Origin of the sequence: Chryseolinea serpens, from assembly GCF_900129725.1 — a bacterium.
In the GTDB taxonomy this organism is placed as follows: domain Bacteria; phylum Bacteroidota; class Bacteroidia; order Cytophagales; family Cyclobacteriaceae; genus Chryseolinea; species Chryseolinea serpens.
In genome coordinates this window covers 3,324,926-3,340,773 of record NZ_FQWQ01000001.1, presented here as the reverse complement: position 1 = coordinate 3,340,773, position 15,848 = coordinate 3,324,926, and the positions used below count along the sequence as shown (strand labels likewise).

General features: G+C 49.5%; 15 protein-coding genes. 9 read left to right on the top strand and 6 right to left on the bottom strand.

Features of this window, described 5'->3' with window-relative positions:
* Window positions 1-204: 204 nt before the first annotated feature.
* Window positions 205-1,212: a bestrophin family protein gene (locus BUB30_RS13440; protein ID WP_073134388.1), complete on the bottom strand. Its 1,008-nt coding sequence runs from the start codon at window positions 1,210-1,212 to the stop codon at window positions 205-207.
* 322 nt (window positions 1,213-1,534) lie between these two features.
* On the opposite strand from BUB30_RS13440, the gene BUB30_RS13435 reads away from it, so the two are divergent.
* From BUB30_RS13435 to BUB30_RS13405, 7 genes are read left to right on the top strand one after another with little or no spacing between them, the layout of a single operon-like run.
* Window positions 1,535-2,554, top strand: a complete 1,020-nt coding sequence (locus BUB30_RS13435) for an esterase/lipase family protein (protein WP_073134386.1) — start codon at window positions 1,535-1,537, stop codon at window positions 2,552-2,554.
* Between the two features lie 5 nt (window positions 2,555-2,559).
* Window positions 2,560-3,450 carry an acetoacetate decarboxylase family protein gene (locus BUB30_RS13430; RefSeq protein WP_073134384.1) on the top strand — a complete coding sequence of 297 codons (891 nt, stop codon included), beginning with the start codon at window positions 2,560-2,562 and terminating at the stop codon, window positions 3,448-3,450.
* Between the two features lie 7 nt (window positions 3,451-3,457).
* The gene (locus BUB30_RS13425) at window positions 3,458-3,946 is read left to right on the top strand and encodes a hypothetical protein (RefSeq protein WP_073134382.1); all 489 of its coding nucleotides are present in this window, start codon (window positions 3,458-3,460) and stop codon (window positions 3,944-3,946) included.
* Window positions 3,943-4,329 carry a patatin gene (locus tag BUB30_RS13420; protein ID WP_073134380.1) on the top strand — a complete coding sequence of 129 codons (387 nt, stop codon included), beginning with the start codon at window positions 3,943-3,945 and terminating at the stop codon, window positions 4,327-4,329. The genes BUB30_RS13425 and BUB30_RS13420 overlap by 4 nt, the downstream gene beginning before the upstream one ends.
* Before the next feature lie 56 nt (window positions 4,330-4,385).
* The gene (locus BUB30_RS13415) at window positions 4,386-5,822 is read left to right on the top strand and encodes a patatin-like phospholipase family protein (protein ID WP_073134379.1); all 1,437 of its coding nucleotides are present in this window, start codon (window positions 4,386-4,388) and stop codon (window positions 5,820-5,822) included.
* Window positions 5,823-7,535, top strand: coding sequence for a metallophosphoesterase (locus BUB30_RS13410; protein ID WP_073134378.1), 1,713 nt, complete (start codon window positions 5,823-5,825; stop codon window positions 7,533-7,535).
* A gap of 13 nt (window positions 7,536-7,548) precedes the next feature.
* The gene (locus BUB30_RS13405) at window positions 7,549-9,903 is read left to right on the top strand and encodes a GMC family oxidoreductase N-terminal domain-containing protein (protein ID WP_073135171.1); all 2,355 of its coding nucleotides are present in this window, start codon (window positions 7,549-7,551) and stop codon (window positions 9,901-9,903) included.
* A gap of 294 nt (window positions 9,904-10,197) precedes the next feature.
* Here the strand turns inward: BUB30_RS13405 and BUB30_RS13400 are convergent, their stop codons facing one another.
* From BUB30_RS13400 to BUB30_RS35165, 3 genes are all read right to left on the bottom strand, one after another.
* A complete protein-coding gene (locus BUB30_RS13400; protein WP_178377099.1) occupies window positions 10,198-11,073 on the bottom strand; it encodes an ADP-ribosylglycohydrolase family protein in 876 nt (291 codons plus the stop codon).
* A gap of 419 nt (window positions 11,074-11,492) precedes the next feature.
* Window positions 11,493-11,912, bottom strand: a complete 420-nt coding sequence (locus BUB30_RS35970; RefSeq protein ID WP_073134375.1) for a lipocalin-like domain-containing protein — start codon at window positions 11,910-11,912, stop codon at window positions 11,493-11,495.
* Window positions 11,881-12,066 (bottom strand): hypothetical protein, encoded by a 186-nt coding sequence (locus BUB30_RS35165; protein ID WP_073134374.1) that lies wholly within the window; start codon window positions 12,064-12,066, stop codon window positions 11,881-11,883. The genes BUB30_RS35970 and BUB30_RS35165 overlap by 32 nt, the downstream gene beginning before the upstream one ends.
* 191 nt (window positions 12,067-12,257) lie before the next feature.
* Here BUB30_RS35165 and BUB30_RS13385 point away from each other — a divergent pair, with 191 nt between their 5' ends.
* A complete protein-coding gene (locus BUB30_RS13385) occupies window positions 12,258-13,214 on the top strand; it encodes an endo alpha-1,4 polygalactosaminidase (protein ID WP_073135169.1) in 957 nt (318 codons plus the stop codon).
* Between the two features lie 69 nt (window positions 13,215-13,283).
* On the opposite strand, the gene BUB30_RS13380 is transcribed toward BUB30_RS13385, so the two are convergent.
* Window positions 13,284-13,559, bottom strand: a complete 276-nt coding sequence (locus BUB30_RS13380; RefSeq protein WP_143164892.1) for a hypothetical protein — start codon at window positions 13,557-13,559, stop codon at window positions 13,284-13,286.
* Between the two features lie 84 nt (window positions 13,560-13,643).
* Entirely contained in the window at window positions 13,644-14,411 is a 768-nt protein-coding gene (locus tag BUB30_RS13375; RefSeq protein WP_073134371.1) for a prolipoprotein diacylglyceryl transferase, read from the bottom strand.
* 223 nt (window positions 14,412-14,634) lie between these two features.
* Here BUB30_RS13375 and BUB30_RS13370 point away from each other — a divergent pair, with 223 nt between their 5' ends.
* On the top strand, window positions 14,635-15,792 hold the full coding sequence (locus tag BUB30_RS13370; RefSeq protein WP_073134370.1) for a hypothetical protein: 1,158 nt from the start codon (window positions 14,635-14,637) through the stop codon (window positions 15,790-15,792).
* Window positions 15,793-15,848 lie beyond the last annotated feature (56 nt).

The window sequence follows — 15,848 nt, the reverse complement described above, 5'->3', positions numbered from 1 at the left end:
CTTACATCACGCTAGTCAATTAAAGATAACGGGTGCGATAGTGGTCATTTGAAAAAGTCTGTAGACAAATTTTTATAATTTCCAAACTTTTTGATGACGACTATGTCTGAAGACATTCAATGTCGGGAATGAACAAATCCGGAAAAGCTTTTTGGGGCCCACAGTAAAAAGACCGCCTTTTTTTAAAAGTAACGGCCTTCCGAACTAAAGAATAACATTATTTTTTGGCTCCAGGGGAGGAGGCAAAACGGTTTCTCCCAGCATTTCCAGGAGATCGATCTCAATCATTCTGCACAACTGCGAAATGGGAACATCATTGGCGTTTCCTTCAAAGGGATTTTCCGTGCTCTCGCCAACCTGCTCCAGGGAAGTATACACCCACGAGATCAGCACACTAAAAGGAATGACCAACCAGATCATGTTCCCCTTCATAAGCCCCTCGACGCTTTCGTTGAGCTTCTCGAACTCGCGCAGCATGCCGAAGGGAAGAAGAAAGGTGAACAGTTTGATAAACATGGAATTGATGGTGGCGAATTGCCGGGGATAAGGAAAGTTCTTTATCCGTTCGCTTCTGCCTTGTTGCGTATAAAATTCTTTGAGCGTCCGTTGCATCTCTACCAGTTGAAGCACGACGATCTCCTGGTTGGCATACAGTTCTTTTAAGGTTTTGCTTTGCAGCGCCATGATCTGTGTTGCTTTGCTTTTTGTGGATAAGATATACGTCAACTCTTCCGGAGAAAGATATTTGGAAAGTTCGGCTTCCAATGAAGTCTCGTTTTCGGGAATGCGATAATATTTTTGATACTCTACATTATATCGCTTGCGAACATTTTCCCACGCCCTTTTTTCACGCATGTGAAAACGCATCACAGTGAGCCAAGCCAGGTGCCGGTAGATAAGCAGCTTTGATTTCTCTGGATGGCTCAGAAAATCGCGGGCGATGATTCCCCACGATCTGCTGTTGTTCACGATCTCTCCCCAGATCTGCCGCGCCTCCCAGGTCCGGTTGTAGGTCTGTGTATTTTTAAATCCCACAATAAACGCGGTAGCCGTACCCAAAAGCGCCACCACTGTCCACGGTACAGCCAACCATGTCCATCCCACCACTTGGTAAAGCACAACGGCTCCAACGCCAATCACCACCAGGCGATAGATGTCTCTCCGTGTCCAGAACAGGAACTCAAAAAGTTTATAGGATTTACCGGTATGCATGTGGTGTCGCTGTAAGCAGTGAGGATGTGGGCAATCGACAATTAGAAGTTTAAACAAAAAGGAACATCAATATACATCACCTGGAAATGATGCCAAATAAAAAATCTGTTTTATGGCATATCCATTTCGGATTGATTATATTAGATGTGAGAGCCCGTCCTTCTTGGTCCCCCGGATCAGGTAGATGGGCGTTTTATTTTTACGCGCGCCAGGTGTGTAATAATTGAACGATGTGATGTGAGTTAGCAAGACAGGAAGAACGGCAAGCCGGAGTAGCTACAGAAAACAAGGTATTTTTTTTTCTCTATACCGAACATACTTTATGAATCAGTTTGAACGTATCGCTTTTCAGGCGAGCGATGGTCATGCATGTGATCTGCTGCGTCTTCGTCGCGACACACCGGCCACCAAGACGCCGGTGTTGCTGGTGCACGGTGCCGGGGTGCGAGCGAATATTTTCAATCCACCGACCAAGAAAAATATCGTCACCATGCTGGCGGAAAATGGTTATGATGTTTGGCTCGAGAACTGGCGGGCCAGCATCGATCTGCCGCCCAACGAGTGGGACCTCGACCAGGTGGCGTTGAATGATCACCCGGCGGCCGTTAAAAAAATCGTGGGCGTCACGGGCGCTAAAAATATAAAGGCCATCATCCACTGCCAGGGCAGCACAAGCTTTATGATCTCTGCCTCCCTGGGCCTGCTGCCGGAAGTGGACCTCATCATCAGCAACGCCGTGTCGTTACATCCGGTGGTGCCGCGCTATTCGAGGGTGAAGTTGAAGGTGTTTGTTCCGGTGGTGAAACTGCTCTTTAAATATCTCAATCCGCAGTGGGGACTGTCGGCGCCGACGTGGCGCGAAAAGATGTTGCGATGGATTGTGAAGGGCACGCACTTTGAAGACGACACCTTGGTCGGAAAGTTTGTGAGCTTCACCTATGGCGCGGGCTTTCCCGCCCTCTGGCAGATGGAGAATATCGATGCGGCCACAAGGGACTGGATCCAACAAGAGTTTGCTGCCGTGCCGCTCACGTTTTTTGATCACATGAAAAAGTGTGTGGCAAACGGAGCGCTGGTTCCCTTCCATGCCGACAACCGGTTGCCCTCTGATTATGTGTCGGGATTTAAATCGACTGCCAGGATTGTGTTGTTTGCTGGCGAACTGAATCACTGCTTTAAGGCGGAGAGTCAACAACGCACCTTCGAACACTTCGACCGACTGAAGCCGAAGTATCATGGGCTCTATATTTTAAAAGGCTATAGTCACCTCGATGTCTTCCTCGGCAAGAATGCCCATGAGGACGTTTTTCCCCTGATGCTAAAAGAATTAAACAACCCTTAACCATTATGGCCATACCCAAACGAATCAAGAACTATAAAGGACGCTATGCCCTGGTGGACAATATTCCTTATGAGATGCCGGTCTTTGCCAAAGACTCCCCGGCGCTGATGGCGGGATTTTCGTGTGACTATGAAAAAGCAAATGCGTTGTTGCCGGGCAACGAGATCCACGCCCTCAAGCTCCCCAACGGCAGGGCTGCACTGATGGTGACGGTGATCAACTATGTGAACACCAGCATCGGAAAATATATCGAATACAGCATCGCCCTCGCCTGCACCCACGGCTCCAAACCGGGACCCCGGTTATGGCCTGCCATCTTTATGAAGACTTACGGTACCGGCCAATACATACTCGATCTGCCCGTGAGTTCTGAGGTGTCGGTCAAGGGAGGGAAAGGCATCTGGGGGATGCCGAAACACAAAGCGAACCTGGACTTTATCATCACCGATAAGATGGTCTCCGCGCAATATGAAAAGGGCGGACAGTTCGCGTTCCGCATCGAGATTGACAGGCCAACCTCTCCCACCATTCACATCAAAGTTGGGTCAACGAACTACTGTCGTTTCAGAAACATGCTGATGGCGTCCTACATCTACTTCGACTCGAGGGCCGGCATAAACCTATTCAAGAAAGCGACGGGCCGGCTATTCATCGGCGATCATCCCAATGTTTCTTATTTGAGAAACATCGATATCAATCCAGATCCTTTCTTCACCATGTTCATGCCAAAAGCAAACGGTGTTCTCGATGACTACTTCGAGTGCTGGTTCATGACCTACGACACCAAGCCCACTTCTATGCCGGAAGGACTGGAGAGCATTTATAACCTGGGGCTAAGCGAAGAGTGGCTGGCGCCGCCGTCGGTAAAGGATTATGAAAAATACAGGATAAAATAAGGCGTCCATGAAAGAAAAGCTCCTCGTCTTGAACAAAGCGCTGTTGTTTGCCTTCGCGTCCATGTATTTTGGCACAGGCTGGTCGCTCATTCTCTTCACGTTTCCGATTGCGCCAAAGCTTACGCCGGATAACTACTACGATCAGTTTGTTCCACAAGTGCACGCCGCCACCGAGTTCTTTACTTACATGACGATGGTGATGATGGCCTGCTGTGTGATTTTTATTATCGAAGAATGGCGGACGAACGTGAAATGGTATCCCATTGGCGTACTGCTGCTGGTCATCGCCGCCACCTTGCTCACCACCAAATACATTTTTACCTACAATGAGCAGATGGCCGCCGGCATAAAGGATCCGGTCCAGTTGAAAGAGGTGTTGGGAAAATGGATGCGCCTCAATGTGATTCGCGTCTTGTTGTGGACGGGCCAGTGGTTGTTGATGATGATCTTCTTCTCGGTGAGCTACTACCGTTACAAAACCCTCAAACGATCATGAACAAACGTCTTACCCTCATTGTCGTGGCCATCTCTTTGGCAACCGTGGTTTCCGGATTCACCCAAATGGTCGCGCCCTCTTTTGTGTTGCGATTTGTGGGCGCCGACATCACATCCACCAGTGCGCATTTCTTTGCGATCGTTGGCATGTTCATGGTCTTGTTCGGTGGCCTGATGCTTCACACGGTCTACAGTGTGGAGACAAGCCGGGTGGCCATTCTGTGGGCGGCTTTTCAGAAGTTTGGCGCCTCCGTCGCCGTCGGCATCGGGATTGTGAATGGAATCTTTGCGGTTGTTGCTGGTGCCGTGGCAGGCTTCGATCTTCTTTCGGGGATCCTTTTTTTGATGTATTGGCAAGCGGTTAAAAACAAAAAGACGGCATGAGCATTTTTTGGAATTGGATTTTGAAACGTATGCAGCCGCTGTAAAAAAAATGTAACATGGCGCGTCCCCTAATAACCAGTGAAACAAAAGACGGCGTGAAGCGATCGCTCATTCTCGCCGGGGGCGGAGTGAGGCTCGCCTACCAGGCGGGCGTGTTGCAAGCCCTGGAAGAACACGGCCTGCAGTTCAATCACGTCGATGGAACCTCTGGCGGGATCTTCTGTTCCGCCATGCTGGCTTCGGGGCTTGATCCAAACGAGATCGCTATGCGCTGGCGGAACGTGAAGATCAAGCACTTCATGTCGGGCGTGCCGGTGAATAGCTATTTTAAGCCGGCGCGGTTAGCAGCCTTTGGCGATGCGGATGGCATTCGCAAACAGATCTTCCCATCGTTGGGGATCGACCTGGAGAAGATCCGGGCAAACACCCAGGTTAACGCGACGTTTAACGTCTGCAATTTTTCGGATAAGTCGATCGAGTCTATTCCTTCTCGCCTGGTCACGGAAGATCATCTCATCGCGGGCATGTCGCTGCCCATCTTTATGCCGGCCATCCGCATCCAGAACAACTGGTACTCCGACGCCGTGTGGATCAAAGACGCAAACCTCATGGAGGCCGTGAGAAGGGGAGCCGAAGAGATCTGGCTGGTGTGGGCCATTGGCAACTGCCGGGAATATTTAGATGGGTCGTTCAATCAGTATGTGCACATGATCGAGATGAGCGCCAACGGTGGTCTGCTGGAGGAATACGAACAGATCAAAAGCCTCAATGAACGGATTGCCCGCGGCGATTCTCCTTTCCACCAGAAGAAGCCTATCGTGCTGCATGTTATAAAACCCGAATTCCCCCTGCCGCTGGATCCTGATCTCTTTTTTAAAAAGATAGATACCAACACGCTCATCAACATCGGCTACGCCAACGCAAGGAAATACCTGGATCGTATTCCTGAAGGAGGCGTGGCATTCGACAAGCAGTCGACAAAAATGAGCGACCCCGGTGTCGCCTTGAGTTTCCGGCACCATTTCGCGGGGGTTGCCAAGACCAGTAGCGGAACATCTCCCATACGGTTTTCGCCGTCATTCTGCTTCCGAAAAATAAATGGTGTCTTGTCGCTCGAGGCTCATGCCAGCATTGACCTGGGTGATTTTAAAAGAGAGGTGTCGGTCGGCGATGGCAAGGCCCTGTTCATTTCGGATAAGAACAAAAAGAAGATCACCCTCACAGGAGGTCTCATTTGTAACGGAACACGCTATGACCTGCAGGCGGACATTCCGTTGAACTCGTGGCTCCATTGGTGGCTTGGACTTGAGTTCAAGAACATGACGTTGGAGATCCGGCAGAGCGGGAGCCGTGAATCTTTTGCCAAAGCCGTGTTGTCGCAAACTGCGTGGGACCGTTTCAGGATGCTGGCCAACGCCAGCCTCAGGAATTTTTACGGACCAGGGTCAAAACTAAAAGAGCACTTTAGAATGGTAACTAACCTGTATACGTAAATGAAGTTCGAACAAAAACGCATGGTGCAATGGTACGATGCCCGACAGTTGGCCTCTACTGGCATCAAAACCGTGATCTCCACCATCTTTGGAAACTTTGCCGACAAACGCGAGATGCAGGCCGTGCTCAGCGAAGAGGCTCCCTTCGATTATTCCAACCACGATCAGATCTGGATCGACTACATCGCCGACCTCGGCGATGGCTTCAATTCCACCTACACCATGGCCCACCTCATGGCCAGGGAGCAACTGGAGGTGAACGGCGAGAAAATGAAAATAAAAATAAATCGCGGCGACATCCTCATCATGGGCGGTGACCAGGTGTATCCAACGCCGGAAAAACAAGAATACGAAAACAGACTCCAGGGACCCTACAATGCAGCCTATCCCTGGGACAACAACACCGACCTTCCTCATCTTTTTGCGTTACCCGGCAATCACGATTGGTATGATGGACTGACCAACTTCATAAAACTATTCTGCCAGGGTCGTGCGCTTGGCAACTGGCACACACAACAAAAGCGAAGTTATTTTGCGTTGAAACTCCCGTACCGGATATGGATTTGGGGCATCGATGTACAGCTCAGCTCTGACATCGATCAGCCACAGCGCGACTATTTCCAAACGATTGCCGACAGTATGCTGCCAGGCGACCGGGTAATATTATGCACAGCCGAACCGGCCTGGGTATATCGTTCGCTCACCAAAAAGGATTTGGCTTATGAAAGGCTCGAATTCTTCAAGACAAATTATGTCTGCAAGCACGGTTTTGCATTGCTCGCCATGCTCACCGGCGATCTGCATCACTACTCCCATTACAAGATTACTGATGGCGATGGACATCAGAGCCATTATATTACAGCCGGTGGTGGTGGTGCATTCATGCATCCCACTCATTTTTTGAAAGACAAACTTGAGGTAGACGGAATCCCAATAGAGGGTGTCAAGGACAGTGAACTCCTGGCAACTTTTCCGTCGCCGGCAACTTCCCGGGCAATGGCGTTCCGGAATCTATTGTTCCCGTTTCTCAACATCCGGCTGGCAGTTTTGCTGGGAGCATTTTTCCTGATCATGTGTTGGTTTTTGCAGAGCAATACAAAATTCCATGGTGAGATTTCCTTTATGGAAAGCATCGCGTCCTGTCGGCCTGGCGATATCTGCCAGGTGGGCGACCTCGTCCGGAAATCGTTGGCGCACAATCCTTCGGTAGTTGTGCTCAACATGATTTTGTTCTTTGGCATCGTGGGTTTCACCGACACCAAGCTAGGCAGAGGGAGATTGAATCTTGTCGCTGGCTTCGCACATGCCTTGACACAGTTGGGGGTATTTTACCTGCTCGTTTGGGCTTTGTCAGTCGTCAACCTTGACGGGCCCTATTTAAACTTAGACGTTGAGGATTGGCGGCAGGTAGGTCTTTTTATTGTTGAAATGATCTTTGTTGGTGGGATCGTCAGCAGCTTTGTATTCGGCGTCTACCTGCTCATCAGCACCCTCGTCTTCAAATGCCACCCCACCGAAGCCTATTCATCGCTGCGGTGGACGGGCTATAAAAATTTCTTGCGCATACACGTCACCAAAGACAAGGTCACGGTCTATCCGATCGGTGTTAAAAAAGTCGTAACGAACTGGAAAAAAGAGGGCCCCGAAGACAAGCCTCGTTTCACTGGTGGCCCGGCGGTATGCGATTTTATTGAAAAACCTTTTGACATTTAAAAATAAGATCCCCATGAGAAGATTATCAAAACCCATCACAGAGCTTCAACACGATTATGAGATCGTCGTGGTTGGTTCGGGCTATGGTGCCAGCATCGCGGCATCGCGAATGGCGCGTTGCGGCAAGAAGGTTTGTCTTCTGGAAAAAGGCAAAGAGTTCCTGCCGGGCGAATTTCCTTCCACACTACCGGAGGCCATGAGCGAAATGCAGTTCACCAAAGGCAAGACGCACTTCGGATCGCACAATGGATTGTATGAGTTCATCGCGGGCGACGATATCAATGTCTTTAAAGGATGTGGTCTGGGAGGAACTTCCCTCGTGAATGCCAACGTCTCCATTGAGCCCGAGGACCGTGTGTTCCAGGATGAACATTGGCCCGCGGAAGTGCGAAATACGCTCCCGGCCCTAAAGGAAGGCATGGCCCATGCGCGCGAGATGCTGAGACCCAATCCTTACCCCGAAGGAAAAAGAGGATACCCCACACTGGAAAAAACAACCGGTATGAAAAAATCGGCCGCCAAAATGGGTGAGACGTTTCGGTTGCTCGACATCAACGTGACGTTCGAAGACCAAAAAAATCCGTCAGGCGTTTTTCAAAAGGCTTGCAACAACTGCGGGGACTGCGTGACGGGTTGCAATCATACGTCGAAGAACACCACACAGATGACCTATCTGCCGGATGCCTATAATCACGGTGCAGAGATCTATACAGAAGTGGGCGTGCGCTACATCGAACGCGCCGGAAACAAATGGGTGATCTGGTTTGAGGTCTATGGCGTTGGCCGCGAAAAATTCAACGCACCCGATCTTTTCATCACGGCAGACATGGTCTTCCTGGGTGCCGGCGCCATCGGCAGCACAGAAATATTGCTTCGCTCTGCACAGCAGGGGTTGTCGCTTTCGGGCATGCTGGGCAAGCGGTTCACCGGCAATGGCGATGTGCTCGGTTTTGGTTATAACAACGATAACCCTGTACACGGCGTGGGACTTGGCGACAGGGTCAAGGGCGTCGCCAATGTTGGCCCTTGCATCACTAGTGTGATCGACATGCGCAACAGGCCGGTGTTGGACGATGGCATGACGCTCGAGGAAGGGAGCGTGCCCGGCCCGATCGGGTCGATATTGGTTTCCTCCCTGGTTCCGCTATCGCGGCTGCTCAGCAAAAACGCTGATACGGGATTTGCCGACTTTCTGAAAGGGAAATGGCGCGAGTTGAAAAGCATGTTCGGTGGTCCGTATCGCGGTGCGATAGACAACACGCAAATCTACCTGGTGATGACCCACGACGATGGCAACGGCAGCATGTCTCTTGAACACGACAACCCCTCCATCTCCTGGCCGGACGTGGGCAAGCAAAAGATATTCAACAAAGTATCCGGCAAACTGAAAGATGCAACGACCGCGCTGGGCGGCACCTTCGTGGTGAATCCAACGTGGACGCCCCTCCTGAACTATGACCTTGTCACGGTCCATCCCCTCGGCGGTTGCGTGATGGGCGACGATGCTACACGTGGCGTGGTGGACCACAAAGGCCAGGTGTTTGCAAATGCCTCTGGCAAGGAGTTGCACCCCGACCTGTTCGTCATGGACGGTTCAATTATTCCCCGCCCGCTAGGCACCAACCCGTTGCTCACCATTTCAGGTCTTGCCGAAAGAAATGCAAAGATCATTGCCACCGCGAACGGGTGGCCACTGCACTATGATTTTTCTCCCGTGTCCGGGGAAGAAACACCAAGCACCGTCGGCATCGAATTCACCGAGACCATGAAAGGATTTTTCTCCACCGCCGAGAAACAGGACTACGCCAAAGCTTTCGAACAAGGCAAGGCCCAATCATCGCCTTTCGAATTCACCCTCACCATCCAGTCGCAGGACGTAGATCGTTTCGTGAAAGACCCCGACCACGAAGCCGGCATGGCCGGCACCGTCAAAGCGCCCAGCCTCTCGGCGTCACCCCTCACGATAAGTGCAGGCCGCTTCAACCTTTTTGTCCCCGAGCCCTCTGCGTCCTACAAAAAGAAAATGAAGTACGAAATGAAGCTGCACAGCAAAGAAGGCAAAACATTTTTCTTCAAAGGCTACAAAGACGTACAGGACAACAAAGGCATCGACCTCTGGAAAGACACAACGGTCCTCTACATCACCGTCTACGAAGGCGACAATGACCAAAGCCCCATAAAAGGCATGGGCATCCTCAAAATCGAACCCGAAGACCTCGCCATCCAAGTCACCACCATGAAAGCCGTCCACGCCACCAAAAACACCGACAAGCTCCACGCCATCTCCGCCTTCGGCAAGCTCTTCGCCGGCGCCCTCTGGGACACCTACTTCGTCTCCAAACTAAAAGAAATCTTCCACCGAAACTGACCAACTCGCACTCACACTCACACTCACACTCACACTCACACTCACGCCCACACTCACACCCTAACCCACCCCCACACCAATTCCAGCATGTTCCCATCAGGGCCTAAGCCTATCTTTGGCCTGGCAGTGGCATGTGCGGATAGGGTTAAGCCCTGATGGGAAAATGCGGGCCCCCAGCGGCCCCGGAGCGGAGCTATGAGATGCGCGAAAACATTTCGCCACTAACCCGAACTATCGCATCGAACGGTTCGGTAAGAAAATAGAGTAAGCGATTTCAGCAGAGAACGCCTTCAACTATTCCCTCCATCCCTCAACGAACAAATCCACAGACTCCTTAACCCTCAAATCACTATTATATTTCTCCATCCATTCCATTGGAATCTCATTATACCCAAGCAGCGTCCCAATAATTTGCCCCGTCATCGAACATGTCGTGTCAGTGTCGCCTCCCATCTTGACCAACTCCTGGAATATCTGATCCGCTCCAAGTTTGCCAATCTGTTGTGCCGCAAACACAGAAACAGGAACTGAATCAACCACATAGCCCGTTGGCTTAAAGCGCTGCCCTATTTCGACAAGCGAAAGCTGTTTCAATTCTTGCAACTCCATTAATCTATCTCTGACATTCGTATCGGGTAATTCGTCAACGATTTTCTCAATTAAATCCTGACCGCCTTTCCATCCACCATCAAGCGCATTTCGTATGGAGTAATAGATTGCTAGTCCACCCGTATACGCTTCATCATTTTTATGTGTAATCGAACAGACATCTTTAATGGTCGTCCGGCTCATGTTTCGTTTGAATGCAAGCGGTGCAATCCTCATCGCGGCACCATTTCCTGCAGCACGTTCGCCCGTATTTCCAACCAACGCCCAATGACCCCCAACTTGCAATTCTCTCAGCGCCTTTAAAGTGCTGGACCCTAACCCCGTTAACTTCCGCCGATTAAACCACTCCAGAAATTTCATGGCGACCAACTCGGGCATTACCTTTTCGGAAGCATAGATTGCCTCACACGTAGCCAACGTCAATTGCGTGTCGTCGGAGACCGACCAATGAAAATCATAGCTTACTTTTTCAACAGGCCCATTTCCCTCAAACCGGCTCCCGATGGAATCACCAATAGCCCCCAACACCAAACAACCCTTTAATTTTTCCCTTAAACTCATGAAGACTTCAATTATTATATACATCGGCCGTCTCAGTCACGCAGACGGCTCCCCAAAGCAAGGTCTCACTTTTTTCCTGCTTCCAAAGAATTTACTTCCCTAATCCCTCTCTACTAAATCAAACGCCATTTACAAACCCACCCCCGCACCCAAACGCACCCACCCTAACCCACCCCCACACCAATTCCAGCATGTTCCCATCAGGGCCTAAGCCTATCTTTGGCCTGGCAGTGGCATGCACGGATAGGGTTAAGCCCTGATGGGAACATGCGGGGCCCCCGCGGCCCCGGAGCGGAGCTATGAAATGCGCGAAAAGCTTTTCGCTCCAAACAAACTATCCCACCGAACGTTCAGCACAATTGCATTCTCTTCTCTTCCTCGACGACACATCAAAATGACGTTCATCACAACAAAAAAAATCAACTAATCCTTTCCCAAACCAAAGTCCGAACAACCCCCTCACCCTCCGGCGTCGACGTCTCCAACTGAATCGTCAACCGATTATTCTCAACCTTCAAATCCCGATAAACCGTCATCCCAATATTGGCAGCCGTGATAGACCCGACAAGAGTATGTGCAACAGTCCCGGTCCTCTTATCCACAACATACGTCCCAAAATAAGCATCATAACCCCCCACAGCGCTGGTATTATTTTGCCCCGCACCAAACACCGGTTGACCGGACGCTTCTGTGCGGTCGCGTTTCATAAACTGAGCGGAAAAACGATCCTTTGCATACGAAAGAATCCCGATCGGATCCGAACCCAACACAGGATCGGTCCTCCGCTGTCCATCTTTTGTATAATCCTCACGCGAAACCAACCACCAGATACCCTGCATGGCGGTCGATAGACTCTCGGGAGATGTCGAAGAAACTGGAGTGCTCATAGGGCTTGTTTTTCTCTTCTAAGGTATCAACGCTTTCAGAATTTTCCAGCTTTTTCTGAAAGGCCGTCGGTTTTGTCTGGTAAACTTTTTCAGGTTTATCGATCACCCGAAAGGGTTATTGCTTGCTCGCGATTTAAATGAGTACATTTAAATGTCGTTCTCCTTATAAATATCGTTCTCTTTATAAATCGTCTTGCTATGAAACGCCACCAACCCTCTGCCCAAACACGATCGAGTTTTCATAAGGTGTTTTTACAAACAAACAAAGCCTTGTTGATAACACTAATGTTTGGATGCATGGCAACCACGTCGTTCGTTTCCTGCAAAGATGATGAGGAAGATAAGGGCACCGTCGGCGACACCGAATTCAAGCAGAAAATGCGAGACTTCGTGATCAGCATAAGCCAATATGCCAAAGCAGCAAATCCAACCTTCAACATCATTCCACAAAACGGGATCGAATTGGTCAGCACCAACGGCGACAATTCCGGCGCACCCCACACGGCCTATTTAAATGCGATCGACGCCAACGGCCAGGAAGATCTGTGGTACGGCTATGACAACGACGACCAGGCTACACCCAGCGACGTGCGCACTTATTTGAAAGAGCTATTGGATATTTCAAAGAACGCCGGCAACACCATATTGGTAACCGACTATTGCTCCACAACTTCAAACATCGAGGACTCCTATCTTCAAAACAGCAACGCCGGCTATGTCTCCTTTGCCGCCACACAAAGAGAACTGAACGTCATCCCAACAGTTCCGAACCCGATCCACGGAGAAAACAATGCGGTGGTGACTTCGTTGTCGCAGGTGAAGAATTTTTTGTATCTCATCAACCCGGCTGATTTTCCCACCAAAACAGATTTCATAAACGCGGTGAAGGCCACAAACTATGATCTCCTGATCATGGACTTGTTCTTTACGGATGGCACAGCCTTCACAGAAGCGGAAGTGGCGCAATTGAAGAGCAAGGCCAATGGCGGAAAGCGGCTGGTCATTTCGTATATGTCCATCGGCGAAGCGGAAAATTATCGCTACTATTGGCAAGCCGCCTGGAACACCACCAAGCCCCCCTGGATGGATGCCGAAAATCCGGATTGGCCGGGGAACTTCAAAGTGAAATACTGGGACCCGGAATGGCAGCACATTATTTTCGGCAACGATCAATCGTATCTGAAGAAAATATTAACTGCGGGTTTTGACGGGGTTTACCTGGACATTATCGATGCCTTTGAGGTTTATGAGTGACGGTCGCGGAGAATGGCTGTGTAGGCATTGGCGAAATGTTCTTGACGAATCCCGGACATGCTTCAAATCTTACAGGGCAACACTGCCCAAGCATGATGAGAAGCCAACAACCAAGACGATGCCTGCGCTCAAAAAAAATGCCCGACCTAGGGCCTTGTCGTGTCTGAACACAAAATAAATTCCAAGCCCGAAGTTTAGAAAAACATGAATCGTGATGCAGAACGCGGCCAAGATCAAAATGCCAAGCTCGGCTTCACCCGTGCCTTTGTTGCTGATATAGATGAATATCATGTAGCAAAATAAGATCAATAGATTTATGCCTGCTACTTTACCTAGTTTATTCATAGTGGACCCTGTTATGGCTCGTTGTTAAACAATTCTTCAATGACGATGGCAAGGCTGATGGTGTGATCATGATATACATTTTTTTCAATCCGCCTGCACAATAAGTTTCGATGGCCTTAAGGCAAGGAAATATACCGTTTTATAATAGTAGAATAACCCGGCGAGACACGCCAGTTGAATGGTGGTGATGCCGATGGAGAAAAAATGCGCAGGTTTTATCCACTCGATGAATAACCTGAAAACGAGATAGCCGATCATAAACATTTTGAATCTCACCCCATTGGCCAGGGTAACTGGCTTTTCGATTTGAACAAGACTGATCCAGAGGGCAACAAGAAACACAATTTCATACAGGGCTATGGGGTGGCGAGGCACGCCATCACCCAAATCTATGGCCCAGGGCAGGGATGAGGCAACGCCATAGGTAGGCTCCGTAACACCCGCCAAAAAACATCCAACTCTCCCGATGATCATGGCAAGGATGAGGGGATAGGTGAACAGGTCGCCCGAAGAAGATTTTTCATGCAGTATTTTTTTTGTGAGTTCAACCGTGATCAATGCACCCAATAAGCCGCCAACGATGGTTTTATTGGCGTAGAAATAAATCAACGGCGCGGGGGAGTTGATGAATTGGATCGGATCTTCCAGGGAGCCCAACAGTCTCGAAAAGAAGAACGCTCCAAATGCGGCTGCAATGATGATCCAGATGCGTTTGGTTTCCGGTATGGGGTCTGACTTTGTTTTTCTCAGGTAAACGAAATATCGATAGCCTGCAAAAAAGGCAAGGGTTTCAAAAAAGAGGTGCGCCTTCATGCTGAAACCGGGAGAACTGAAGGGCAAGGGATAAGGCATGTTGCAGACTTGTCAAATTCTAGCGCTGATATGATTTTCACGGCGCGGGGAATTGATCCGTCCAGGCCACCCGTGAAATCACGCGATCAGGAAATCTTGTGAAAAATGGTGAGATAAAGAAATTAATGTGAATTTTTTTCCGGAATTTCCCCGGACAGCTTTTGTGGCGAGGATCGTTCAAGCGCTGTTTCTCTTGTTATCTTCTTGTCTTAATTACCGTCGCATGGAATTTCAACCCGAGTTATACGATTATGATTTTCGCGCCATCTACGATACCATAAAAGAGTACTATCCTATTGAAGGGGGATATAAACAATATACACGGGAGACCCTTAAGACGTTTGATGGTTATAAAAAGATAAACCAGCTTGTCGATGAGAATTTCTTTAACAAGAGGAACTACAAAGAACGGTGGACCGCGTTTCAAAAGTTTTTGCAGGGATCAATAGACAAGAAAATGGACGATGCACACACCTTGGTCGATACTTGTTTTGGCGGAGGCGTTACGATCGATAAACTGGTGACCCCGGAGTATGCCAAGACAAAAATGTTGCATTATTTTATTAGTGTCTTTGGTCCCTACTACACGGTTTATGCCATGGATCGTTCGGAAGTGAAGCTGCCAACAAAAATGGGTCCGTCTAAAAATGAGGAAACCCGCATCCTGTCCTATCACGCCAATCACGTCGCGACGGTCTCGCCCGTGTTTGAATATGAATTGGCGTTCCTTCAATTACAGACCAAGATCAAAGAATGGTTCCCCACGTATAAATTTATTCCCTACGACATCGGTATTTCCACCATCGATGGCATCTCAGCCTACGTCCAGACCTATGGTGGCAACATCGATGCGTACAGCGACTCAATTTACACGGGATTGTTTGGGCCATCCGTGCCGCCGAGATGCCCGCTGCGCGGAGATCAGCGATTTGGGTTTTCGGAATGGATCAAGCCGTTTTCAAAGACAGAGACCGAACTGCTTGAGGTATTGAAGCAACACATCGCGCAAACGGCCAGCCCGCCGGTGCGAGAGCAAACCTCCCTTCACAAAGTATGGAAGCTAAAGCACTGGAAACTCGCGCCGACGGCACAGAAACCACAGGGCATGTTTGGAATGGAGATGATAGACGTCATGGATTTAACCGATAGCGGGAAAGTTATATGTGCCACTGGAAAGAGAAAGGTTCCTGAAATAATCGGCTGCAAAATGGAGGGTGACAATTTGATCTTCAATGCACTTGTATTCTATAAAATTCTCCGGATTTCCCCTAACGAATTGGAGGTTGTTATGCATGTCGATATAGCGGCTGGATCCATCGCCATCAAAGGGGCGCTTTGTGAAATGACCTATGAAACAATGATCGAATGGAGCGATTTGTAGTTGGTCGATAATTTTCTGCATTCGCTCGTGAGAATTCCAATTTCATTGTGTTGAGA